Origin of the sequence: Cupriavidus sp. IK-TO18 (genome assembly GCF_015549295.1) — a bacterium.
GTDB classification, from domain to species: domain Bacteria; phylum Pseudomonadota; class Gammaproteobacteria; order Burkholderiales; family Burkholderiaceae; genus Cupriavidus; species Cupriavidus oxalaticus_A.
On record NZ_JADGMP010000032.1, the window covers coordinates 91,959 to 113,638 of the forward strand.

The 21,680-nt window shown below is 65.8% G+C and carries 27 protein-coding genes; all 27 read right to left on the bottom strand.

Annotated elements, in window-relative coordinates; all coding sequences use genetic code 11:
• Window positions 1-208 precede the first annotated feature (208 nt).
• The 27 genes from IPF36_RS24965 to IPF36_RS25095 all read right to left on the bottom strand — a co-directional run bounded on the left by IPF36_RS24965 (window position 209) and on the right by IPF36_RS25095 (window position 21,481).
• The gene (locus IPF36_RS24965) at window positions 209-1,309 is read right to left on the bottom strand and encodes a porin (RefSeq protein ID WP_133093473.1); all 1,101 of its coding nucleotides are present in this window, start codon (window positions 1,307-1,309) and stop codon (window positions 209-211) included.
• Between the two features lie 241 nt (window positions 1,310-1,550).
• The gene (gene tatC / locus IPF36_RS24970) at window positions 1,551-2,348 is read right to left on the bottom strand and encodes a twin-arginine translocase subunit TatC (protein ID WP_133093472.1); all 798 of its coding nucleotides are present in this window, start codon (window positions 2,346-2,348) and stop codon (window positions 1,551-1,553) included.
• A 125-nt stretch (window positions 2,349-2,473) separates the two neighbouring features.
• Window positions 2,474-2,983, bottom strand: a complete 510-nt coding sequence (gene tatB, locus IPF36_RS24975; protein WP_133093471.1) for a Sec-independent protein translocase protein TatB — start codon at window positions 2,981-2,983, stop codon at window positions 2,474-2,476.
• A gap of 84 nt (window positions 2,984-3,067) precedes the next feature.
• Window positions 3,068-3,307, bottom strand: a complete 240-nt coding sequence (gene tatA, locus IPF36_RS24980) for a Sec-independent protein translocase subunit TatA (RefSeq protein ID WP_133093470.1) — start codon at window positions 3,305-3,307, stop codon at window positions 3,068-3,070.
• Between the two features lie 146 nt (window positions 3,308-3,453).
• The gene (locus IPF36_RS24985; protein ID WP_195431080.1) at window positions 3,454-3,810 is read right to left on the bottom strand and encodes a histidine triad nucleotide-binding protein; all 357 of its coding nucleotides are present in this window, start codon (window positions 3,808-3,810) and stop codon (window positions 3,454-3,456) included.
• 54 nt (window positions 3,811-3,864) lie between these two features.
• Entirely contained in the window at window positions 3,865-4,254 is a 390-nt protein-coding gene (locus IPF36_RS24990; protein ID WP_133093468.1) for a hypothetical protein, read from the bottom strand.
• A gap of 73 nt (window positions 4,255-4,327) precedes the next feature.
• Window positions 4,328-4,705 carry a phosphoribosyl-ATP diphosphatase gene (locus IPF36_RS24995; RefSeq protein ID WP_133093467.1) on the bottom strand — a complete coding sequence of 126 codons (378 nt, stop codon included), beginning with the start codon at window positions 4,703-4,705 and terminating at the stop codon, window positions 4,328-4,330.
• Complete coding sequence (gene hisI / locus IPF36_RS25000; protein WP_063241227.1) at window positions 4,702-5,106, bottom strand: phosphoribosyl-AMP cyclohydrolase; 405 nt, start codon at window positions 5,104-5,106, stop codon at window positions 4,702-4,704. The genes IPF36_RS24995 and hisI overlap by 4 nt, the downstream gene beginning before the upstream one ends.
• A 2-nt stretch (window positions 5,107-5,108) precedes the next feature.
• On the bottom strand, window positions 5,109-5,879 hold the full coding sequence (hisF, locus tag IPF36_RS25005) for an imidazole glycerol phosphate synthase subunit HisF (protein ID WP_063241228.1): 771 nt from the start codon (window positions 5,877-5,879) through the stop codon (window positions 5,109-5,111).
• Between the two features lie 93 nt (window positions 5,880-5,972).
• Window positions 5,973-6,719: a 1-(5-phosphoribosyl)-5-[(5-phosphoribosylamino)methylideneamino]imidazole-4-carboxamide isomerase gene (hisA, locus tag IPF36_RS25010; RefSeq protein ID WP_029047635.1), complete on the bottom strand. Its 747-nt coding sequence runs from the start codon at window positions 6,717-6,719 to the stop codon at window positions 5,973-5,975.
• 188 nt (window positions 6,720-6,907) lie between these two features.
• Complete coding sequence (gene hisH / locus IPF36_RS25015) at window positions 6,908-7,561, bottom strand: imidazole glycerol phosphate synthase subunit HisH (RefSeq protein WP_165971443.1); 654 nt, start codon at window positions 7,559-7,561, stop codon at window positions 6,908-6,910.
• Window positions 7,558-8,181 carry a YchE family NAAT transporter gene (locus IPF36_RS25020; protein ID WP_133093465.1) on the bottom strand — a complete coding sequence of 208 codons (624 nt, stop codon included), beginning with the start codon at window positions 8,179-8,181 and terminating at the stop codon, window positions 7,558-7,560. Before IPF36_RS25020 ends, hisH begins: the two co-directional genes overlap by 4 nt.
• Before the next feature lie 90 nt (window positions 8,182-8,271).
• Window positions 8,272-8,859, bottom strand: a complete 588-nt coding sequence (hisB, locus tag IPF36_RS25025; protein ID WP_019451384.1) for an imidazoleglycerol-phosphate dehydratase HisB — start codon at window positions 8,857-8,859, stop codon at window positions 8,272-8,274.
• 4 nt (window positions 8,860-8,863) lie between these two features.
• Window positions 8,864-9,964, bottom strand: coding sequence for a histidinol-phosphate transaminase (gene hisC / locus IPF36_RS25030; RefSeq protein ID WP_135706055.1), 1,101 nt, complete (start codon window positions 9,962-9,964; stop codon window positions 8,864-8,866).
• Window positions 9,965-9,999: 35 nt separating this feature from the next.
• On the bottom strand, window positions 10,000-11,343 hold the full coding sequence (gene hisD / locus IPF36_RS25035) for a histidinol dehydrogenase (RefSeq protein ID WP_133093463.1): 1,344 nt from the start codon (window positions 11,341-11,343) through the stop codon (window positions 10,000-10,002).
• Window positions 11,344-11,394: 51 nt separating this feature from the next.
• Window positions 11,395-12,069 carry an ATP phosphoribosyltransferase gene (gene hisG / locus IPF36_RS25040; protein WP_029047631.1) on the bottom strand — a complete coding sequence of 225 codons (675 nt, stop codon included), beginning with the start codon at window positions 12,067-12,069 and terminating at the stop codon, window positions 11,395-11,397.
• A gap of 19 nt (window positions 12,070-12,088) precedes the next feature.
• Window positions 12,089-13,411: a UDP-N-acetylglucosamine 1-carboxyvinyltransferase gene (gene murA, locus IPF36_RS25045; RefSeq protein WP_368671194.1), complete on the bottom strand. Its 1,323-nt coding sequence runs from the start codon at window positions 13,409-13,411 to the stop codon at window positions 12,089-12,091.
• A 9-nt stretch (window positions 13,412-13,420) separates the two neighbouring features.
• Entirely contained in the window at window positions 13,421-13,669 is a 249-nt protein-coding gene (locus IPF36_RS25050; protein ID WP_133093461.1) for a BolA family protein, read from the bottom strand.
• 51 nt (window positions 13,670-13,720) lie between these two features.
• Window positions 13,721-14,542, bottom strand: coding sequence for an ABC transporter permease (locus tag IPF36_RS25055; protein WP_133093460.1), 822 nt, complete (start codon window positions 14,540-14,542; stop codon window positions 13,721-13,723).
• Window positions 14,539-15,489, bottom strand: a complete 951-nt coding sequence (locus IPF36_RS25060; protein ID WP_133093459.1) for an ABC transporter ATP-binding protein — start codon at window positions 15,487-15,489, stop codon at window positions 14,539-14,541. Before IPF36_RS25060 ends, IPF36_RS25055 begins: the two co-directional genes overlap by 4 nt.
• Before the next feature lie 261 nt (window positions 15,490-15,750).
• Window positions 15,751-16,068 carry a lipid asymmetry maintenance protein MlaB gene (locus IPF36_RS25065; RefSeq protein WP_133093458.1) on the bottom strand — a complete coding sequence of 106 codons (318 nt, stop codon included), beginning with the start codon at window positions 16,066-16,068 and terminating at the stop codon, window positions 15,751-15,753.
• A 153-nt stretch (window positions 16,069-16,221) separates the two neighbouring features.
• A complete protein-coding gene (locus IPF36_RS25070) occupies window positions 16,222-16,851 on the bottom strand; it encodes a phospholipid-binding protein MlaC (RefSeq protein WP_133093457.1) in 630 nt (209 codons plus the stop codon).
• A 211-nt stretch (window positions 16,852-17,062) separates the two neighbouring features.
• The gene (locus tag IPF36_RS25075; RefSeq protein WP_133093538.1) at window positions 17,063-18,007 is read right to left on the bottom strand and encodes a VacJ family lipoprotein; all 945 of its coding nucleotides are present in this window, start codon (window positions 18,005-18,007) and stop codon (window positions 17,063-17,065) included.
• A gap of 56 nt (window positions 18,008-18,063) precedes the next feature.
• Window positions 18,064-18,585 carry an outer membrane lipid asymmetry maintenance protein MlaD gene (mlaD, locus tag IPF36_RS25080; protein ID WP_133093456.1) on the bottom strand — a complete coding sequence of 174 codons (522 nt, stop codon included), beginning with the start codon at window positions 18,583-18,585 and terminating at the stop codon, window positions 18,064-18,066.
• A 77-nt stretch (window positions 18,586-18,662) separates the two neighbouring features.
• On the bottom strand, window positions 18,663-19,442 hold the full coding sequence (gene mlaE, locus IPF36_RS25085; protein WP_135706057.1) for a lipid asymmetry maintenance ABC transporter permease subunit MlaE: 780 nt from the start codon (window positions 19,440-19,442) through the stop codon (window positions 18,663-18,665).
• Entirely contained in the window at window positions 19,439-20,257 is an 819-nt protein-coding gene (locus IPF36_RS25090) for an ABC transporter ATP-binding protein (protein WP_135706058.1), read from the bottom strand. Before IPF36_RS25090 ends, mlaE begins: the two co-directional genes overlap by 4 nt.
• A 135-nt stretch (window positions 20,258-20,392) precedes the next feature.
• Window positions 20,393-21,481, bottom strand: coding sequence for a tripartite tricarboxylate transporter substrate binding protein (locus tag IPF36_RS25095; RefSeq protein ID WP_135706059.1), 1,089 nt, complete (start codon window positions 21,479-21,481; stop codon window positions 20,393-20,395).
• Window positions 21,482-21,680 lie beyond the last annotated feature (199 nt).

Consider the following 21,680-nt stretch of genomic DNA (forward strand, 5'->3'; position numbering starts at 1 on the left):
CCGAACCCCGAGCCACGAACCACGACCCTCCTGCTGCGTAACAGTACGCGCCGCGACGCTGTACAGAGGTCCCGGCTGGCTCCCGCCTGCTCGTGAGCCTCTCCTCTGCCCCGACGCCAAGACTTCTCAGACAAGACAAAAGGCCGGCATCCTTGCGGACGCCGGCCTTCTGCAAGCCAATCTCAAGCGAGCTTACGCTCGCGCTGGATTAGAACTTGTGGCGCAGACCAACCACAGCACCGAACTGATCCTTGTTCGGCTGAACGTTGGTGGTCGTGGCGGTGTTGAAGCCGTTCACGCCCAGGGCCGAGCCCTTGTCGTTCAGAGCGTACGACAGCGAGGTGTACACGTCGGTACGCTTCGACAGCGCGTAGTCGGCCGTGATCACGAATTGCCACGGATCTGCGTCGCTCTTGCGGAAGTCCTGGTAGTAAGCAGCGCCCGACAGCGAGAACGCCGGGGTCAGTTGGTAGCCCAGACCCAGCCAGTACAGGTTGGACGAGGTCGACGTGGTGACAACACCGTTGTCAACCGTCGTGCCGCCCGTCAGCGGGGCGCCGTCGAAAGCCTTGGCCCAGCGATAGCCAGCGTACACCTTGGCCGGACCGAAGGCGTAGTTGGCGCCAACGGTAGCGCGGCGGGTGCGCTGACCGCTTTGGTCAACACCAGCAGCCGACACGGTGCCGTGGATTTCGTCGTAGGCAGCGCCAACCGAGAACGGGCCAGCTGCGTAGTTCAGCAGCGCGCCGTACTGTTGGCCGCGGCGGAACGCGCCAGCGGTTTCTTGGCCGTTGTTGTTGAAGCTGTAGAAAGCCGATGCGGTCAGGCCACCGAAGGTGCCGATGTACTTGACGGTGTTGTCAGCGCGAGCAGCAAACTGGGAGTCTTGAGCCAGGATGCCATAACGCGACGAGATGGCCATCGGGTCATAGATCAGACCGAAGTCATAGAACGAGGTCTGTTGACGGCCCAGCAGCAGCGAGCCGTATTGGCTTTGCAGACCGACGTAAGCTTGACGACCGAACAGACGACCGCCTTGGGCCGAAGTACCGTTGTCCAGTTCGAAACCGCTTTCCAGCACGAACACGCCCTTCAGGCCGCCGCCCAGATCTTCCACGCCACGCAGGCCCCAGCGCGAACCGGATTGGTTACCCGACGCCATACGGAACAGGTCGTCGCCAGCGGCGTTGGCATTGGTGTTGTACTCGAGGCCAACGTCAGCCACGCCGTACAGGGTCACGCTCGATTGGGCATACGCGCCGCCAGCGGCCAGAGCGGCGACGGCAGCAGCAAACAGTTTCATCTTCATATCGACACTTTCCTTGTCAACTGATTGGGAAATCTTGGTTGCCCAAGTGCTTGGGCGACGTATTTACATTCACGTCTGCTGCGTATTATGTGCCAGCCCCCCCAGCCCTCAGAAGGCTTTTTCGGCGTAAACCACGCTTACCAACGGTTTTTGTTGTGATCGAACAACACGGCCGGGCAAAAAAATCCCCGTTTTGGTGCAAAAACGGGGTGGATGGCTCGGTATACCTACCTCAGCGGTATTAGTCCGTCTGCGTTTCCGCTGAAGCCTCGGTTTGCGCGGCCGGACGGCCGACGAAGCGCGCCATGACCAGCCCAAGTTCATAGAGCAGCACCAGCGGAACCGCCAGCAGCAACTGCGACAGCACATCGGGCGGCGTCACGATGGCGGCGATGATAAACGCCCCCACGATCACATACGGGCGGATCTGCTTGAGCTTTTCCAGTTCGACCACGCCGAACCGGACGAGCACGATCACCACCACCGGCACCTCGAAGGTGATGCCGAAGGCCAGGAAGGTAGTCATGGCGAAGCTGAGGTACTTGTCGATGTCGGTCGACATGTCCGCACCCAGCGGCGCGTTGTAGTGCGCCATGAAGTGGAACACCGTCGGGAACACCAGGAAGTACGCAAACGCCACGCCACAGAGGAACAGGATGTAGCTGCTCGAGACCAGCGGCAGGATCAGCCGCTTCTCATGCTGGTACAGCCCGGGCGCGACAAACTGCCAGACCTGGTACAGCACCCATGGCAGCGCGATCAGGAACGCCACCAGCAACGTGACCTTCATCGGCACGAAGAACGAGCCGGTGACGTCGGTCACGATCATCTTGCCGCCCTTGGGCAGCGACTGCATCAGCGGCGCCGCAAACAGGTTGAAGATGACCGGCGCCCAGTAGACCAGGCAAACGAAGACCAGGATGATCCCGGCCACCGCCTTGACCAGGCGCTGGCGCAACTCGATCAGGTGGGAAATGAAGGTTTCCTGCTGCGACTCGTCTTGCGGGTCTTGGGGATCTGGGGACCGGGTGTCGCTCATGGCGTGGACCGCTCAGCCGCGCAGGCTGGCAAGGTGGGATCGATGATGCCGCTCGGCGCGGCGCGGTTGGACGGGCATGGCGATGGCGGCGGCAGCCCCGGCATGGGCCGGCACGCGCAACATGCTCACTCGAAGAAGGAACGGGACGGCCGGCTGGCCGGGCGGTGGCGCTTCACGCGCGCGGCGCCCGACTGCACCCAGACCCGCACATTGTGCTGGCGCTTGAACCACAGCGGCCGCGCGCCCTGCTTCACGCGCCAGCTCTTGCGGCCGTTGTGAGCCTTGTGCGCCGCGTCCCAGCTTGGCACGAAGCTGTCGCCGCCGGCGCTGACGCCTTCGGTGCCCGCTTCAGTGCCGCCGAGCGCTTCGTTCAGTGCCTGGGTCTGCTCGCTGACTTCCTTGTGGATGGTGCGCTCGACGTCGCGCGCCGCTTCCTCGAATTCAGAGCGCATCTTGCGCAATTCTTCCAGCTCGACTTCGCGGCTGACCTCGGCCTTGACGTCATTGATATAGCGTTGCGCGCGGCCGACCAGAGCGCCAACGGTGCGGGCGACCTTGGGCAGCCGCTCGGGACCGATCACGATCAGTGCCACGGCACCGATCAGCGCCAGCTTGGAAATGCCGAGATCAATCATGCGGACATCATGCGGAAGACAGCGGAGACGCGGGGCTGCGCACAGGCAGCCACGATCGCGGGAAGGGGATAGCGCACCGCCGGCTTACTGCTGCTGGCGCGACTTTTCCTTGGCTTCTACGTCGATGGTGGTGGAGTCGCGCAGTTCCTTGGACTGGGCGGCCTGGGCCGACTTTTCCTTGTCTTCGCCGTCCTTCATGCCATCCTTGAAACCCTTGACCGCGCCGCCCAGGTCCTGGCCGATATTGCGCAGCTTCTTGGTGCCAAACACAAGCATGACGATCACCAGCACGATCAGCCAGTGCCAAATGCTAAACGAACCCATCTCTTGCTCCTGGTGAAGCCTCGGGCGTAGTCATAGTCGCCCGGACCCGTTGTTCCGTCCCGTTATGGCCGCGCCGGGCGACGGTTGCCGGCGCAGCATTTGCCCCGGCGTTGCCGCCCGGGCGCTCCCATGCCAAGGCTGCCCGTTCAGGGCAGCGGTCCCTTCCACTCGTGGCGCGGCCCACCGAGCACATGCAGATGCAGGTGGTAGATGTCCTGGCCGCCGTCCGGCCCGGTATTGATCACCGTCCGGAAGCCGTTGCCACAGCCTGCCGCGCGCGCCAGTTCAGGCACCTTCAGCATCATTCTAGCAAGCACCTCCCCTTCGCCGGCGCCGCAATCGGCCAGCGAGTCGACATGCGACTTGGGGATGACCAGCAGGTGTACCGGGGCCTTGGGATGGATATCGTGAAAGGCCACCATGTCGTCGTCTTCGTACACCTTGCGCGACGGTATCCGGCCGGCCACGATCTTGCAGAAGATGCAATTATCCTGAACGTTCATGAAAATTTCATTGCGGCGAACCCTGCACCCCGAGGGTACCGTGTCCGCCCGGCATCAGAACTGCTGATCCGGGTACATCGGCTTGCTGTCGTTGAGGTACAGCCAGCCCTTGACGATACGATACAGCATCCACAGCGACAGCACGGCCCACACCGCAAACGCCAGCGGCATCAGCACCACGGTGGCGAACAGCACGCCGCCCAGCACCGCCCACGCCACCGACCACCAGAACGAGCGGATCTGCCATGCGAAGTGCGAGGCATACAGCGAACCGCGCGCGTCGTCGCGCTTGACGTAGTCGATGATGATAGCGATCAGCGCGGTAATGCCGCCGGTCAGCCAGAAGATCGCGTACAGCGCGTACAGGATATGCAGCAGCTTGCGCAGGCTGCTCTGCTGTTCGCTGCTGGGGCCGGTAACCTGCGCGGTATAGTCGTTCGCCATGTTTGCCCTTGTTCTGCGATGGCCTGCCTCGCGGCAGGCGGGAAACTGGCCAGCACAGCGACTGGTCAGCAGGTCAGCCCTCTTCCTTGCGCCGGGCTTTTTCTTCCAGGCCGGAGAGCCCTTCTCGCCGTGCCAGTTCGTTGACCACGTCGTCCGGGCCCAGCCCGAAGTTTGCCAGCAACACCAGGGTGTGGAACCACAGGTCCGCCACCTCATAGACCAGCTTGCCGGCCTCGCTGCCGCTGTGGCCGGCAGCGCGCGCGTCCTTGGCCGCCATCACGGTCTCGGTGGCTTCCTCGCCGATCTTCTTCAGGATCGCGTCGTCGCCCTTGCTGTACAGCTTGGCAACATAGGACTTGGCGGGGTCGCCGCCATTGGCGGGCTTGCGCGATTCGAGCACTTCGGCCACGCGTGCCAGCACATCGCTGCTGCTCGGTTGGGTGTCGCTCATGGCTTGGTATAGATCTGTGCAGGGTCTTTCAACACGGGCTCGACGGTCTGCCAGTCACCCGCCTCCGCATCGCCCTCGAATTTCTGGAAGAAGCAGGAATGGCGCCCGGTATGGCAGGCGATGCTGTCCACCTGCGTGACCTTGAGCAGCACCACGTCCTCGTCGCAGTCGAGGCGGATCTCATGCACCTTCTGCACGTGGCCGGACTCTTCGCCCTTGTGCCACAGGCGCTTGCGCGAGCGCGACCAGAACACGGCCTCGCCCAGTTCCACGGTGCGCTGCAGCGCGTCGCGGTTCATGAACGCGAACATCAGCACGTCGTTCGAACCCACTTCCTGCACGATCACCGGCACCAGGCCGTTATCGTCCCACTTGACCTTGTTGAGCCACTTCTTTGCCATGATCAGATCCGCACGGGAATGCCCTCGCGGGCCATGAATGCCTTGGCTTCGCCCACGGTATGCTGGCCGTAGTGGAAGATGCTGGCGGCCAGCACCGCGTCGGCGCGGCCCTTGGTGATGCCGTCGGCGAGGTCCTGCAGCCCGCCGACGCCGCCCGAGGCGATCACCGGCACCGGCACCGCGTCGCTGACGGCGCGGGTCAGTTCCAGGTCGAAGCCGCTCTTGGTGCCGTCGCGGTCCATGCTGGTCAGCAGGATCTCGCCGGCGCCGCGCGCGGCCATTTCACGCGCCCATTCGACCGCGTCCAGGCCGGTAGCCTTGCGCCCGCCGTGGGTGAAGACTTCCCAGCGCGACGGCTCGCCCGGGGCGGAGCTGCGCTTGGCATCGATCGCCACCACGATGCACTGCGAACCGTATTTGGCGGTGGCGTCGGACACCAGCTGCGGGTTGGCGATGGCCGACGAGTTGACGCTGATCTTGTCCGCGCCGGCATTGAGCAGGCGCCGCACGTCTTCGACCGTGCGCACGCCGCCGCCGACCGTCAGCGGAATGAACACCTGCGAGGCGACGTCCTCGATGATATGCAGCATCAGGTCGCGCCCGTCGCTGGTGGCGGTGATGTCGAGGAATGTGATTTCGTCGGCGCCCTGCTCGTCATAGCGGCGCGCGATTTCCACGGGGTCGCCCGCATCGCGCAGCTCGACGAAGTTGACGCCCTTGACCACCCGCCCGTTGGTCACGTCCAGGCAGGGGATGATACGTTTGGCTAGCATGAGAGTCCTTGTCCGCCGCCGCGCCGGCAAGGCACCGGTGCGACAGCGGCTGCGCCCGCGGGCGCGTTGGCTTGCGTTGGGCCCGCGTTGGCCTTACTGGCCGTCGCGCAGCTTGTCGGCACGGGCCTGCGCATCGGCAAAGTTCAGATCACCGGAGTAGATCGCGCGGCCACAGATGACGCCTTCCACACCCTCGCCCTCGACCGCGCACAGGTTGTCGATATCCGCCAGGTTGGACAGGCCGCCGCTGGCGATCACCGGGATCGACATCGACTGCGCCAGCTTGACGGTGGCGTCGATATTGATCCCCTGCAGCATGCCGTCGCGGCCGATGTCGGTATAGATGATGGCTTCGACACCGTAGTCTTCATACTTGCGCGCCAGGTCCGCCACTTCATGCCCGGTCAGCTTGCTCCAGCCGTCGGTGGCGACCTTGCCGTCCTTGGCATCGAGGCCGACGATGATGTGGCCGCCGAAGGCCGAGCAGGCGTCCTTCAGGAAGCCGGGATTCTTCACCGCCGCGGTGCCGATGATGACGTACGACAAGCCGTCGTCCAGCCAGCGTTCGATGGTGTTCAGGTCGCGGATACCGCCCCCCAGTTGCACCGGGATCTCATCGCCGACCTCGGCGATGATGGCCTTGATGGCTGCCTCGTTGCGGGGCTTGCCCACGAACGCGCCGTTCAGGTCCACCAGGTGGAGGCGCCGCGCGCCCTGCTCCACCCAGTGGCGTGCCATGGCGGCGGGATCTTCGGAAAAGACGGTGGCCTGGTCCATGTCGCCTTGTTTGAGGCGTACACACTGACCGTCCTTCAGGTCGATGGCCGGAATGAGCAACATATGCGTGACGAGCGTGGTTGAGTAAGTGAGGTTGAGCGAGACCGGCGAGGCCGGTCAGGTCGGGGTCGATGTTCGATCGGGAACTGGTCGCTTGACGGGTTGCGTGAAGGGTCAGGGTCCGGTGACGGGTCTGTCTGGTTCTCGGTCGAACAATCGTCAAACAAGCGATTCGGGGTGTCCGGTGCGCCTTATGGATTCCAGTGGACGAAGTTCCGGTACAGCTGCAGGCCCAGGGCCGCGCTCTTCTCGGGGTGGAACTGCGTCGCGAAAATATTATCGCGGGCTACCGCGCTGGTAAACACGACTCCATACTCCGTTTCGCCGGCGATATGGGCCGGATCCTGCGCCTGCACGTAGTAACTGTGGACGAAATAGAACCAGCTGTCGTCGGGAATCCCGGCCCACAGCGGGTGCGGCTTCGCCTGGCGCACCCGGTTCCAGCCCATCTGCGGCACCTTGAAACGCGAGCCATCGGGCTGCGTCATGCCGTCCAGCGCAAAACGCACCACCTGGCCGGGCATCAGCCCCAGCGCCGGTGTGCGGTCCGCGCCAGCACGACTTTCGGTGCTGAACTCGAACAGCATCTGTTCGCCGACGCACACACCAAGCATCGGCTTGCTGCCGGCGGCCTCGACCACCGCTTCCTGCAAGCCCGAGGCGCCCAGTGCCGACATGCAGTCCGGCATCGCGCCCTGGCCGGGCAGCACCACGCGATCCGCGCTGCGGATGCCTTCGGGGGCATCCACCACCCGCACGTCCGCTTCCGGTGCCGCGGCACGCAGTGCCTGCGCCACCGAGCGCAGGTTGCCCATGCCGTAATCCACAATTGCTATGGTAGTCATGATTTCAAAACAGGCAACAATGTCTTCAGCCCGTCCACGATGAATTCAACAGCCAGCGCCGACAGGATCAGCCCCATCAGGCGCGTGCCGATATTGATGCCGGTGCGGCCGATCACCCGGGCGATCGGGTCGGCCGCGCGGAACACCATGTACACCACCGAACCCAGCAGCGCGCCAATGCCCACCAAAATCAGCAGCTGGTACCAGTGCTGGGTCTTGCCGGCATAGACGATCACCGTGCTGATCGAGCCCGGCCCGGTCAGCAGCGGCAGCGCCAGCGGCACCACCGCGATGCTGGACTTTACCTCGGCCTCATCCTCTTCTTCCGGCGTGGCCTTGGTGCGGCCGGTCTGCGCGTTCAGCATGTTCATGGCCATCATGATCATGATGAGGCCGCCACCCACCTGCAGCGATGCCACCGAGATATTGAAGAACTCGATGATCTGCTGCCCCAGCAACGCCGACACCGCCACCACGATCGCCACCGAGATCGACGCGATCTTGATGGTACGCAGCTTTTCCGCTTCGGTCTGCTGGCTGGTCAGGCTGATGAAGAACGGGATCGCCCCGATCGGGTTGATCAGCGCCAGCAGCGAGATAAACGACTTGAGCGTATCCATCGGTTGCGGGTTGCCAGCATCGCTGGCGGTATTGGATAGAGAGGTGGGCGGGCGCCGCAACCAGCCGGCACGCCTACGGGTTCAGGAAGCTCAGAGCGTACCCTTGGTCGACGGGATCGTGTTGGCCGCGCGCGGATCCAGCTCCACCGCCATGCGCAGTGCCCGGCCAAAGGCCTTGAACACGGTTTCGCACTGATGGTGGGCATTTATGCCGCGCAGGTTGTCGATATGCAGGGTCACGCCCGCATGGTTGACGAAACCGCGGAAGAACTCGATGGTCAGGTCGACGTCGAAGCTGCCCACGCGCGCACGGGTGAACGGCACGTGGAATTCCAGGCCGGGGCGGCCGGAGAAGTCGATCACCACGCGCGACAGGCATTCGTCCAGCGGCACGTAGCTGTGGCCGTAGCGGGTGATGCCCTTCTTGTCGCCAATGGCCCTGGCGACGGCCTGGCCGAGCGTGATGCCGACGTCTTCCACCGTGTGGTGGTCGTCGATATGCGTGTCGCCGGTGGCTTCGACCTCCAGGTCGAACATGCCATGCCGGGCGATCTGGTCGAGCATGTGGTCGAGGAACGGCACGCCCGACGCCAGCTTCTGGCGGCCGGTGCCGTCGAGATTCAGGGAAACGCGGATTTGCGTTTCCGAAGTATTGCGGGTGACCTCTGCAACACGCATGGTGTTAATCCTGCAGCGACGCTGCGAATGCCTCAAGGAACTGCGCGTTTTCTTCGGGCGTGCTGACCGTGACGCGCAGACAATTGGCCAGCAACGGGTGCATTTTACTCACGTTCTTGATCAATACCTTCCGCGCCAGCAGGCGGTCGAAGGTCTGTGCCGCATCCGGCACGCGCGCCAGCAGGAAGTTGGCGGCGCTTGGGAACACCGTGACGCCTGCATGCGCGGCCATGCCGTCGGCCACGCGGGTGCGCTCGGCGCGCAGTTGCGCGGCCTGTTCGTCCAGCACCGACACATGCTCCAGCGCGAAGAGCGCGGCGGCCTCGGTCAGCACGTTGACGTTGTAGGGCGGGCGCACCTTGTCGATCTGCGCCAGCCACTCCGGCGCCCCGGCCAGGTAGCCCAGGCGGATGCCGGCCAGGCCGAGCTTGGACACGGTGCGCATCACCAGCAGGTTGCCGAAGTCCGTCAGGCGCGGCATCCAGCTTTGCTGCGCGAACGGCTGGTAGGCCTCGTCGACCACCACCAGGCTGTTGCAGACATCGCCTTGCGCGGCACGGAGGATGGCCTCCATGTCGGCCGCGTCGAACAGGTTGCCGGTGGGGTTGTTCGGATAGGCCAGGTAAATGATGGCGGGCTGGTGCTCGGCCATCGCCGCCAGCATGGCGTCGCGATCGAGAGTGAAGTCGGCGCGCAGCGGTACGCCGACGAACTCGAGCCCGGCAAACTGCGCCGACATCGCATACATGACAAAGCCCGGCACCGGCGCCATCACCGTGGCGCCCGGCTTGGCCGCGGCCAGCGCCAGCATGCTGATGATCTCGTCCGAGCCGTTGCCCAGCAGCACGTCCATGCCGGCGGGCACCTGCATCACATCCTTGAGCCTGGCGCGCAGCGCTTCGCTGCTGGGCACCGGGTAGCGGTTCAGCGCCACCTCGCCCAGCCGCGCGGCCAGCTGCTGGCGCAGCTCCTGCGGCAGGCGGTACGGGTTTTCCATCGCGTCGAGCTTGACCAGACCGTGCGAATCCGGGACGTGGTAGGCGCCCATGGCGCGCACGTCGTCACGGATGATGCGTTCGATCAGGGAGGGCTCTACGGCTGACATGGAAACTCCTGGTTTGACTGCGTTGGTTCAGTAAATCAACTGCGCTTGAAACGGTATTCCGCGCTGCGGGCGTGGGCCTGCAGACCTTCGCCATACGCGAGCTCGGCGGCGATCTGGCCAAGCATCTGCGCCCCGCCCTCGCTGACCTCGATCAGGCTCGAGCGCTTCAGGAAGTCATAGACGCCCAGCGGCGACGAGAAGCGCGCCGTGCGCGAGGTCGGCAACACGTGGTTGGGGCCGGCGCAGTAGTCGCCCAACGATTCGCTGGTATAGCGGCCGAGGAAGATGGCGCCGGCGTGGCGGATCTTCTCGCTCCACTGGCGCGGGTTCTCGGCGGAGATTTCCAGGTGCTCCGGCGCGATCGCGTTGGCGATCTCGCAGGCTTCTTCCATGTCGCGCACCTTGACCAGCGCGCCGCGGCCGGAGATCGACGAAGCGATCACGTCGCGGCGCGGCATGGTCGGCAGCTGGCGCTGGATGCTGGCTTCGACACGGGCGATGTAGTCCGAGTCCGGGCACAGCAGGATCGACTGCGCCAGTTCGTCGTGCTCGGCCTGCGAGAACAGGTCCATCGCCACCCAGTCGGGGTCGGTGGTGCCGTCGCAGATCACCAGGATCTCGGAAGGCCCGGCGATCATGTCGATGCCGACGGTGCCGAACACGCGCCGCTTGGCCGCGGCCACATAGGCATTGCCCGGGCCGACGATCTTGTCGACCTGCGGCAGCGTCGCGGTGCCGTAGGCCAGCGCGCCCACGGCCTGCGCGCCACCGATGGTGAAGACGCGGTCGACGCCGGCGATCTGCGCGGCGGCCAGCACCAGCTCGTTGCGCACGCCGCCGGGCGTGGGCACGACCATGATGATCTCCTTCACGCCGGCCACACGCGCCGGGATCGCGTTCATCAGCACCGACGATGGGTAGGCGGCCTTGCCGCCCGGCACGTAGATGCCGACGCGGTCCAGCGGCGTCACCTTCTGGCCCAGCATGGTGCCGTCGGCCTCGGTGTACTCCCAGCTGTGGCTGCCGCACTCGATCTTCTGCTTCTCGTGGTAGGCACGCACGCGCGCGGCAGCGGCTTCCAGCGCGGCGCGGCGCTTGGGCTCGAGGTCTTCGAGAGCGGCTTCCAGTTCAGTCTGGGACAGCTCGAGCGCCGCGATCGACGGCGCTTCCATGCGGTCGAAGCGCTTCGTGTACTCCAGCACCGCGGCGTCGCCGCGGACCTTCACGTCGGCCAGGATCTGTGCCGCGGCACGGTCGATGGCCTCGTCCTCGCCGGCCTCGAAGGCCAGCACCTGGCGCAGCGCCTCGGCAAAGCCCGGCTCGCTGGAATCAAGCCGGCGGATCGGCAGGTTTTCCATTTCGGATACGGTTGCGTTCATGACTTCTTTTCCTTCTCGGTCGGTACCGGCCTGATGTGGCCCGATGTGGCCCTACACCAGCGCCGCCGAAGCGCGTTCGAAAGCGTCGAGGATCGGCGCCAGCCGCTCGCGCTTGAGTTTGAGCGCAGCCTGGTTCACCACCAGCCGCGACGAAATTTGCACGATCTCTTCCACTTCGACCAGGTTGTTGGCGCGCAGCGTGCTGCCGGTGCTGACCAGGTCGACGATGGCATCGGACAGGCCCACCAGCGGGCCCAGCTCCATCGAACCGTACAGCTTGATCAGATCGACGTGAACGCCCTTTTTCGCAAAATGCTCGCGCGCGGTCTGCACGTACTTGGTGGCCACCGCCAGGCGCGCGCCCTGGCGCACCGCGCTGGCGTAGTCAAACCCGGCCGGCACCGCCACCGACATGCGGCAGCGGGCGATATTGAGGTCGATCGGCGCGTACAGGCCGGCCATGCCATGCTCCATCAGCACGTCCTTGCCGGCCACGCCGAAGTCGGCGGCGCCGTACTGCACGTAGGTCGGCACGTCCGAAGCGCGCACGATCACCACGCGCACGGCGGGGTCCGAGGTCGGCAGGATCAGCTTGCGCGAGGTCTCGGGATCCTCGGTGACCTGGATGCCGGCGGCTTCGAGCAGCGGCAGCGTCTCGGTGAAGATGCGGCCCTTGGACAGCGCCAGCGTCAGCTGGTTGGGCGATGCGTTGAAAGTGGGGCTCATCGTGCGTCAGTCCTCGTGCTCAGGCAATGCGGCGAATCTTGGCGCCCACTGCAGACAGCTTGTCTTCCATGCGGTCGTAGCCGCGGTCCAGGTGATAGATACGGTCGATCACGGTGTCGCCCTCGGCGACCAGGCCGGCGATGACCAGGCTGGCGGAGGCGCGCAGGTCGGTCGCCATCACGCTGGCGCCGGACAGGCGCGGCACGCCGCTGACCACCGCGGTGTTGCCTTCCACGGCGATGTCGGCGCCGAGTCGGTTCAGTTCCTGCACGTGCATGAACCGGTTCTCGAAGATGGTCTCGGTCACGCGCGCGGTGCCTTCGGCCACGGCATTCAACGCCATGAACTGGGCCTGCATGTCGGTCGGGAAGGCGGGGTATTCCGAGGTGCGGAAGCTCACCGCCCTGGCGCGGTGCGGCATCGCCAGGCGGATCCAGTCGGCGCCGGTCTCGATGCGGGCGCCGGCTTCGCGCAGCTTGTCGAGCACGGCGTCGAGCAGGTCCGGGCGCACGTCGCGCAGCACCAGTTCGCCCAGCGTCGCGGCCGCCGCGCACAGGAAGGTCCCGGCCTCGATGCGATCTGCGACCACGCTGTGGCGGGCGCCGTGCAGCCTGTCGACGCCCTGCACCACCAGCCGGTCAGTGCCGATGCCGTCGATCTTCGCGCCCATCTTGACCAGCAGGTGAGCCAGGTCGGTGACTTCCGGCTCGCGCGCGGCGTTTTCCAGCACGGTTTCGCCTTCGGCCAGCGTGGCGGCCATCAGCAGGTTCTCGGTGCCGGTCACGGTGATCATGTCGGTGACCACGCGCGCGCCTTTCAGGCGCCGGGCACGGGCATGGATAAAGCCATGCTCGATGCTGATCTCGGCGCCCATCGCCTGCAGGCCCTTGATGTGCTGGTCGACCGGCCGCGCGCCGATGCCGCAGCCGCCGGGCAGCGAGACCCGGGCCTCGCCGAAGCGCGCCACCAGCGGACCCAGCACCAGGATCGAGGCGCGCATGGTCTTGACCAGCTCGTACGGGGCTTCGAGCGAGTTGACGTCGGCGCCGTTGAGCGCGACGGTGGCGCCATCCTGCTCGGCGCGCATGCCCATCAGGCGCAGCAGCTTGAGCGTGGTGCGCACGTCCTGCAGGTTGGGCACGTTATCCAGCGAGACGGTATCGGCCGTGAGCAAGCCCGCGCACAGGATCGGCAGCGCGGCATTCTTGGCGCCCGAAACGCGGACTTCGCCCCGTAGCGGACCGTTGCCCTGGATCTGGAATTTGTCCATGTTGTGTCGGTTCTGGCCGGGCCTGGACCCGGCATCATTGTTTTCAACCGCGCATGCGGCGCGGTGCGGCACGGCCTGAGCTTACTTGCCCTCACCTGCCTGCCACTCGGCGGGCGTCAGCGTCTTCATCGACAGCGCATGGATCTCGGCGCGCATGCGGTCGCCCAGCGCGGCATAGACACGCTGGTGGCGCTGGATCAGCCGCTTGCCTTCGAACTCGTTGCTGACGATGGTGGCAAAGAAGTGCTGGCCGTCGCCCTCGACTTCCAGATGTTCGCAGGGCAATCCTTGGGCAATGTATTCCCTGACTTGTTCCGGTGTAGGCAGCATGGGGTTCTCTTCAGCGTATTCAGAATGTGCGCGATGTCAGTGCGGCGGCGCTCAGTGGCGCAGCTTGTAGCCGGATTTCAGCAGCCGCAGCGCCAGCGCCGCCAGCACCACGAAGGCCGATCCCACCACCGCCAGGCTAAACAGCGGCGACACGTCCGAGACGCCGAAGAAGCCATAGCGGAAGCCGTCGATCATGTAGAAGAACGGATTGGCATGGGACACCGCCTGCCAGAAGGCCGGCAGCGAATGGATCGAATAGAACACGCCGGACAGGAAAGTGGCCGGCATGATCAGGAAGTTCTGGAACGCGGCGAGCTGGTCGAACTTCTCGGCCCAGATGCCGGCGATCAGGCCAAGCGTACCGAGGATGCCCGCGCCCAGCAGTGCGAACACCACGATCCAGCCGATGTTGGCAAAGTGCAGGTTGGCAAACCATGCCGTCACCAGCAGCACGCCCAGGCCCACGGTCAGCCCGCGGATCACCGAGGCCAGCACATAGGCACCGAACATCTCCCAGTGCGACAGCGGCGGCAGCAGCACGAACACCAGGTTGCCGGTGATCTTGGACTGGATCAGCGACGACGAGCTGTTGGCGAAGGCGTTCTGCAGCACGCTCATCATCACCAGGCCGGGCACCAGGAAGGCGGTGTAGCTGATCTGGTCGTAGATCTTGACGCGGTCTTCCAGCACGTGGCCGAAGATCAGCAGGTACAGCACCGCGGTCAGCACCGGCGCGGCCACGGTCTGGAAGCTGACCTTCCAGAAGCGCAGCACTTCCTTGTACAGCAGGGTCCGGAAGCCGACCAGGCCGCCAACGGCCATCGGGCCCAGGCGGGCGTCTTCCACCAGTTCGATTTCGCCAGGCTGCTTCATGCCGCGGCCTCCATGGCGGGGTCGGGCAGCGCGCCCGGCATGTGGCCCTCGCGGCGCATGATCTGGACAAACACGTCTTCGAGGTCGGCCTTGTTGATTTCCATGTCTTCGATGTCACAGCCCGCTTCGCGGCAGGCGGCCAGGATCGGCTCGACCGCCTGGTAGCCCGACAGCCGCAGCCGCACCGCGCGCTCGCCCGGGTTGGCCGGCATACGCAGCGGCTCCAGCGCATGCGGCAGGGTGCCCTGCGCGAAAGTCAGCACCAGTTGCAGCCCGGCGAACTGCGTCAGCAGGTTGCTGGTGCGGTCCAGCGCCACCACTTCGCCGAACTTGAGCATGGCGATGCGGTCACACAGCGCCTCGGCCTCTTCCAGGTAGTGCGTGGTCAGGATGATGGTGTGGCCTTCCCGGTTCAGGCGCGAGATGAATTTCCACAGCGTCTGGCGCAGCTCGACGTCGACGCCGGCGGTGGGTTCGTCCAGCACGATCACCGGCGGGCGGTGTACCAGCGCCTGCGCCACCAGCACGCGGCGCTTCATGCCACCGGACAACTGGCGCATATTGGAATCGGCCTTGCTGGTCAGGTCCAGGTTGGCCATGATCTCGTCGATCCAGTCGTCGTTGCGGGTCAGGCCGAAATAGCCGGACTGCAGCCGCAGCGTCTCGCGCACCGTGAAGAACGGGTCGAAAACCAGCTCCTGCGGCACCACGCCAAGCATACGCCGCGCCATCCGGTAGTCGGATACGACATCGTGGCCCAGCACACGGACGCCACCGGAGTCGGCGCGGTTCAGGCCGGCGAGAATCGAGATCAGCGTGGTCTTGCCGGCGCCGTTCGGCCCGAGCAGGCCGAAGAATTCGCCGCGTTCGACGGTGAAGCTGACGCCCTTGAGCGCCTGGAGGTTGCGGTAGCGCTTGCGGACGTCGTGGATTTCAATGGCTTTCATGGCCGTTGTCTGTGGCGTGTCCGGCCTTTTTTGGGGGGCCAGCCGCCTGGAATGGGGAACTACTGTGTGCCCGGATTTCCTGGGCCGGCTTGGCATGCACCGGAATCAGGCGGGGGGAAGGGCGAACAACCCGGAATTATAGGGGATCAGGGGTAGGTCCCGCTTGATCCCCCACCGGATGGTCCGCTGGGCGCGGCGACGCACCAGGCCGTCGCCGGGGCATCGCGTTCGGACGCAATCGCTGCGCCCGGCGATGCCGGATCAATGTCGGTGGTGGTGGCCCGGACGGGAAAGCGCGTCAGCGCCGTTCGCCAGGCCCAGCAGGCCATCGACGCCATACAGGCCGGCCAGCTGCGACAGCTGCGCCGGCACCCCGCGCAGCGACAGCGCCAGGTTGCGCGCGGCTGCGGCACGATGCCACGCCAGCAGCACGGCAACTGCGGAGGAATCCACCTGCGCCAGGCCCGTGCAATCGACCTGCACCTTGCCCTGCGCCCCGCCCTGCGCCACGCGCGCCAGCCCGTCGCGCAGCACGGCCGCGGCGTTCTGGTTGGTCAGCGAGGTACCCAGCGAAAGCATGGTGGCGTCAGGAAACGTAATCGGCTTGGATGGAGAGCAAGGCGGCGCAAACAAAAGCTCCCGCGCTGAGGCGGGAGCCAGTGCCGCGAACGGCCATTGTAGTGCAAGATCGGCGCGCTGTGCTGCATTGCAGCGGCGCGCGCTCGCCGCGGCTTAGCTCTTGGCGTTGGCCAGCTGGCGGTTGCGGTCCTGCAGCGTCTTGATCACACCCTCGACGCCCTGCTGGCCGACGATGGTATTGAAGCTGCCCTTGTAGGCCTCGGTCAGCCACGCACCCAGCACGTTGATGTCGTAGACCTTCCAGCCGTTCGCGGTCTTCTCCAGGCGGTAGTCCATCTGGATCGGCTCGCCCTTGTTGATGACCTGGGTGCGGATGGTGGCATCGGTGTCCTCAGGCGTGCCGCGGTACGGGCGGTATTGCACGGCCTGGTCACGGATCTGCGCGATGGCGCCGGCGTAGGTGCGGATCAGCAGGGTCTTGAACTCCTCGGTGATCTGCTTCTGCTGCTCGGGCGTCGCCTTCGACCAGTTGCGGCCCATCGCGATCTGCGTGGTCTTCTGGAAGTTGGCGTTGGGGATGATCTTTTGCTCGACCAGCGCGGTGATCTTGGCAATATTGCCGGCCTGCATGTCCTTGTCGGCCTTGACGGTCGTCATTACGTCGTTGACCACGGCCTTCACCAGCCCGTCCGGCGTGGCGGCGTCCGTGCCCGACACCTGTGCATGGGCAGCGCCGGCGAAGGCTACTACCGTAAGGAAGGGGACCAACAGTCGCTTAATCATGGATTTTTCCTTCTTTCTCAAAGACGTTTGCCGGCGAAGTACACCGGACTGGCGCCGCCTGCCGGCAGCGGCCTTGCGGTGATTGGAACATAAGCACGGCCCGCGCGTCGCACGGACCAGCGCCTTCTCCGCCACTTCCAAACAAATTGTTTCAGCCCTGACAGGGCATTCACAGCCTGGCGCCGGCCCCCGGGACTGGCGCACAAGGCGCTTAGCGAATGCGGATCACGCCGGGGACGATACGCTGCATCGGCTCCACCGGCGGCACCGGCAGGCTCTGGCTTTCCGGCTGGATGTCGCCCTTGGGAGGCGTGGCGGCCGGGGCCGACGCATCGGCCGGCGGCGTGGCCGCGGGCGCGGACGCATCCGCCGGTTGTGCGGCAGGTGCCGGTGCCGCGGGCGTGGTGGCGCCAGCAGGCTTCTCGCCGGCGTCATCCGGGGCAGCCGGTGCTGCGGGTGCGGCGCCATCGCTGTCAGCGTCGTCGGCTTCCGGCGGATTGCCATCGTAAACCAGGTACTGGCGCCGCTGCAGGTAGGAGTCGCGCAGGAACGAGTACTTGTCCAGCGCCGCCTGCTCCAGCAGGTTGCTCGCGCCCAGCAGCTGCGCGCGGCCCGCGACGATGCGCACGCCGGCCAGCGAATTGCGCAGCGATACCGGGTAGATATAGGCCGACGGGTCGAACTGGCGGTCCACCAGCATGCCGCCGGTATCGCGCACCGAGCTCGGGCCGAACAGCGGCAGCACCAGGTACGGGCCTGGCGGCACGCCCCACACACCCAGCGTCTGGCCGAAGTCTTCCTTGTACTTGGGCAGGCCGGCCGGCGTGGCGATGTCGATCAGGCCGCCCAGGCCGAGCACCGAGTTCATCGCGACCCGCATCGAATCCTCGGCGGCGCGCGTGGGCTTGCCCTGCAGCAGGTTGTTCACCGCCGAATAGGCATCGCTGACGTTGGAGAAGAAATTCTCCACCGCGCGCTGCACCGGCGTCGGCATGTAGTCGGCGTACAGCTCGGCCACCGGGCGCAGGATGCCCTTGTCGAAGTCCTCGTTGATCTTCGAGACTTCGCGGTTAAAGGGCTCCAGTGGATCCTTCGGGTTGGCCGTGGGGCCGGTGGCGCAGCCGGCGATCAGCGCAGCGGCTGCCGCCGCGGCCATCAGGCCGGCCACCGGGCGGCGTGCAACGCGGCCCGGCTTGACGGGGGGGACAACCCTCATTTGGCATCCCCACCCAGCGCCGGCGCGCTGGCGCCGGCCGCGGGCGAGCCGCTGGCACCACCGGCATCCGCCGCCTTGTTGTACAGGAACTGCCCGATCAGGTTTTCCAGCACCACCGCGGACTGCGTCATGGTGATGCGGGCGCCATCGGCCAGCATGGCGGTGTCGCCACCGGCTTCCAGGCCGATGTATTGCTCGCCCAACAGGCCCGAGGTCAGGATCTTGGCCGAGGTGTCCTTGGGAAACTGGTAGCGCTTCTCCAGGTTCATCTCGACGGTGGCCTGGTAGGTCTTGTCGTCGAAGCGGATCGCCGCGACGCGGCCGACCACCACGCCGGCGCTCTTGACCGGCGCGCGCGGCTTGAGCCCGCCGATATTGTCGAAGCGGGCCTGCACGCTGTAAGTGTCCTGGAAGGTAAAGGCGCTCATGTTGCCCGCCTTGAGGGCCAGGAACAGCAGGGCCACAAACCCCGCCGCAACAAACAGCCCCACCCAGAAATCGAGTGTGATCTTTTTCATTGGAATCTCTTTCTTCAACCCTGTAGTGTCTTGTCGCTGTCTTTTTTGTCAGTATCGCCCGCGCTTCTGGTGCGGCCTCAGTTGCTGAACATCAGCGCGGTCAGCAGGAAATCCAGCCCCAGCACCGCCAGCGACGCGATCACCACGGTGCGGGTGGTCGCGCGCGAGACGCCTTCGGGCGTCGGCTTGGCCTCAAAGCCCTGGTACAAGGCGATGAACGTCACGGCAATGCCGAAAATAAAGCTCTTGACCACGCCGTTGAGCACGTCGGCGCGCACGTCGACGCCGCCCTGCATCTGCGACCAGAACGCGCCGGCGTCGACGCCGATCAGCTGCACGCCGACCACGTAGCCGCCCAGGATGCCCACCGCGCTGAAGATCGCCGCCAGCACCGGCATGGCGATCACGCCCGCCCAGAAACGCGGCGCAACCACGCGCTGCAGCGGATTCACCGCCATCATTTCCATCGCGGTCAGCTGCTCGCCCGCCTTCATCAGGCCGATCTCGGCGGTCAGCGAAGTGCCGGCGCGGCCCGCAAACAGCAGCGCGGTCACCACCGGCCCCAGTTCGCGCACCAGCGACAGCGCCACCAGCAGGCCCAGCGCCTGCTCCGAGCCGTAGCGGTTCAGCGTGTAATAGCCCTGCAGGCCGAGCACGAAGCCGACGAACAGGCCCGACACGGCGATGATCACCAGCGACAGGTTGCCGACAAAGAAAACCTGGTCGGTCACGAGCCGGAAGCGGCGCAGCAGCGCCGGCGACAGGCCCAGCACGGCAAGGAACATGCGCGTGGCATGGCCCAGGCCCGTCACGCTGCGGCGCACGGCCGCGCCGATGGTGGCAAGGAAGCCGATCACCGCGCACCTCCGGCAAAGTCCTCGGCCAGCGACGGTCCCGGATAGTGGAACGGCACCGGGCCGTCGGCCTCGGCGTGGACGAACTGGTGCACGAAGGGGTCGGTGGAGGCGCGCAGCGCCTCGGGCTCGCCCTGCGCGGCGATGCGCCCGTCGGCAATGAAATACACGTAGTCGGCGATCTGGAAGGTCTCGTGCACGTCGTGCGAGACGATGATCGTGGTCGCGCCGAGCGCGTCGTTGAGGCTGCGGATCAGGCGGGCGGTCAGGCCGAGCGAGATCGGGTCGAGGCCGGCGAAGGGCTCGTCATACATCAGCAGCGCGGGATCGAGCGCGATCGCGCGCGCCAGCGCCACGCGCCGCGCCATGCCGCCCGAGATCTGCGACGGCATCAGGTCGCGGGCGCCGCGCAGGCCGACCGCGTTCAGCTTCATCAGCACCAGGTCGCGGATCATCGAGTCCGGCAGGTCGGTATGCTCGCGCAGCGGGAAGGCCACATTGTCGAAGACCGACAAATCGGTAAACAGCGCGCCAAACTGGAACAGCATGCCCATCTGGCGCCGCACCCCGTACAGGCCGCGGGTATCCAGCCGGTGGATATCGGTGCCGTCGAAGCGGACCGTGCCCGCCTGCGGGCGCACCTGGCCGCCGATCAGCCGCAGCACCGTGGTCTTGCCGCACCCCGAACCGCCCATGACCGCGATCACCTTGCCACGCGGGAACTGCATGGTGAGGCCGGACAGGATGGGCTTGCCGTGGTCCGCATAGGCGAAATCCACCGCATTCAGTTCGACGAGGTTTTGAGCAGGGTCGGTCACGTTGGCACCGGTCGGGACAGGGGCGCATTATAAGGTGTACTACCTAGCCCTGCTGGCACCCGTGTGCCGGGCACCACATCGCTGCCGACCGATGCAATAGGAAAGGGTCTGATTCTGTGAGCGAAAATTCTCGCTTTAAGGTTCCTGCACCTGGCTGACGTCCCGCAGGATCACCTGCCACTGGATCGATTCCGAACGGATCGCCGTGGCGAACGCCTCCGGCGAATCGCGCAGCGTCGTCAGCCCGGCGGCCTGCAGCCGGGAGCGCACCTCGCGCTCGGACATCACCGCGTCGAGTTCGATTGCCAGCCGCGCAACGATCGCCCGCGGCGTCTTGGCGGGCGCCATCACGCCAAACCAGGCGGCCGCCGCGTACCCTTCCAACCCAGACTCCTGCAGCGTTGGCACCAGCGGCGCCAGCGGCGAGCGCGCCACGCCGGTAACGCCGATCAGCCGCAGCCCGCCACTGCGGACCTGGCTCTGCACCGCGGCATACGAACAGAAGCAGGCGCTGATGCGGCCGGCGAGCATCTCCTGCACCACCGCGGCCTCGCCCTTGGCGGTGACCAGCGGCACGCCGTTGCGGATGCCGCGCACGGCGTACTGGGCGTACAGGTGGGAGGGGCTGCCCGGCTGGCCATAGCCGTAGCTGTAGGAAGCCGGGTTGGATTTCACCGCGGTCATCCACTGCTCCGGCGTACGCATCGGCAGCCGGGCGTCGATCACCAGGAACAGCGGCGTGGTGGCGACCCGCGCCACCGGGGTGAAATCGCGCACCACGTCATATGGCACCGGCTCCAGCCCCGGCTGGATCAGCATATTGGCCTGGTGGAAAAGCAGCGTGTGGCCGTCCGAGCTGGCCTTGGCGACGACATCGCCGGCGGTAGTGCCGGCTGCGCCAGGGCGGTTGTCGACCTCCATCAGCACACCCAGCCGCTCAGACAGGCGCTCCGCCAGCAGGCGGGCGACCGCGTCGGCCACGCCGCCGGCCGGGAACGGCACGATCAGGCGCATCGGCCGGTTCGGGAACGACATGCTGCGTACCAACTGCGGCCCGGCTACCACCGGCGTCGCGGGTACGGCGAGCGCGAGCGTGGCACAGCCCAGGACATACAGGCACAGGAAAGGCTTGAGCCAGCGCCGGAGCAATGTCCACGTGGATTGCCACGACGCGAACTTTGCGTTACCTCGCCAAAGCTGCGGCATATTGCGCACTTCGGTCATCAATTTCCTCCCACCCATCCCCTGAGGGGACGGCGAGCTGGTTCTGGGGAAAAAGGATTCGCGAGGCGGTTTCCGTGAGTTGTTTTTTTGAAAATTGTAAGTACATTGCCGGGACGGCCACAGGCACGTAAACCATAGCCGGGAGAACCCTGAAGGCCTTGTCCAGCCTAGCCAAACGCGCCATGACCAGGTCACCGCC

Coding starts and splice junctions, on each gene's coding strand:
- IPF36_RS24965 (WP_133093473.1), bottom strand. CDS start 1,309: ATGAAGATGAAACTGTTTGCTGCTGCCGTCGCCGCTCTGGCCGCTGGC.
- tatC (WP_133093472.1), bottom strand. CDS start 2,348: ATGAGCGACACCCGGTCCCCAGATCCCCAAGACCCGCAAGACGAGTCG.
- tatB (WP_133093471.1), bottom strand. CDS start 2,983: ATGATTGATCTCGGCATTTCCAAGCTGGCGCTGATCGGTGCCGTGGCA.
- tatA (WP_133093470.1), bottom strand. CDS start 3,307: ATGGGTTCGTTTAGCATTTGGCACTGGCTGATCGTGCTGGTGATCGTC.
- IPF36_RS24985 (WP_195431080.1), bottom strand. CDS start 3,810: ATGAACGTTCAGGATAATTGCATCTTCTGCAAGATCGTGGCCGGCCGG.
- IPF36_RS24990 (WP_133093468.1), bottom strand. CDS start 4,254: ATGGCGAACGACTATACCGCGCAGGTTACCGGCCCCAGCAGCGAACAG.
- IPF36_RS24995 (WP_133093467.1), bottom strand. CDS start 4,705: ATGAGCGACACCCAACCGAGCAGCAGCGATGTGCTGGCACGCGTGGCC.
- hisI (WP_063241227.1), bottom strand. CDS start 5,106: ATGGCAAAGAAGTGGCTCAACAAGGTCAAGTGGGACGATAACGGCCTG.
- hisF (WP_063241228.1), bottom strand. CDS start 5,879: ATGCTAGCCAAACGTATCATCCCCTGCCTGGACGTGACCAACGGGCGG.
- hisA (WP_029047635.1), bottom strand. CDS start 6,719: ATGTTGCTCATTCCGGCCATCGACCTGAAGGACGGTCAGTGTGTACGC.
- hisH (WP_165971443.1), bottom strand. CDS start 7,561: ATGACTACCATAGCAATTGTGGATTACGGCATGGGCAACCTGCGCTCG.
- IPF36_RS25020 (WP_133093465.1), bottom strand. CDS start 8,181: ATGGATACGCTCAAGTCGTTTATCTCGCTGCTGGCGCTGATCAACCCG.
- hisB (WP_019451384.1), bottom strand. CDS start 8,859: ATGCGTGTTGCAGAGGTCACCCGCAATACTTCGGAAACGCAAATCCGC.
- hisC (WP_135706055.1), bottom strand. CDS start 9,964: ATGTCAGCCGTAGAGCCCTCCCTGATCGAACGCATCATCCGTGACGAC.
- hisD (WP_133093463.1), bottom strand. CDS start 11,343: ATGAACGCAACCGTATCCGAAATGGAAAACCTGCCGATCCGCCGGCTT.
- hisG (WP_029047631.1), bottom strand. CDS start 12,069: ATGAGCCCCACTTTCAACGCATCGCCCAACCAGCTGACGCTGGCGCTG.
- IPF36_RS25050 (WP_133093461.1), bottom strand. CDS start 13,669: ATGCTGCCTACACCGGAACAAGTCAGGGAATACATTGCCCAAGGATTG.
- IPF36_RS25055 (WP_133093460.1), bottom strand. CDS start 14,542: ATGAAGCAGCCTGGCGAAATCGAACTGGTGGAAGACGCCCGCCTGGGC.
- IPF36_RS25060 (WP_133093459.1), bottom strand. CDS start 15,489: ATGAAAGCCATTGAAATCCACGACGTCCGCAAGCGCTACCGCAACCTC.
- IPF36_RS25065 (WP_133093458.1), bottom strand. CDS start 16,068: ATGCTTTCGCTGGGTACCTCGCTGACCAACCAGAACGCCGCGGCCGTG.
- IPF36_RS25070 (WP_133093457.1), bottom strand. CDS start 16,851: ATGATTAAGCGACTGTTGGTCCCCTTCCTTACGGTAGTAGCCTTCGCC.
- IPF36_RS25075 (WP_133093538.1), bottom strand. CDS start 18,007: ATGGCCGCGGCGGCAGCCGCTGCGCTGATCGCCGGCTGCGCCACCGGC.
- mlaD (WP_133093456.1), bottom strand. CDS start 18,585: ATGAAAAAGATCACACTCGATTTCTGGGTGGGGCTGTTTGTTGCGGCG.
- IPF36_RS25095 (WP_135706059.1), bottom strand. CDS start 21,481: ATGACCGAAGTGCGCAATATGCCGCAGCTTTGGCGAGGTAACGCAAAG.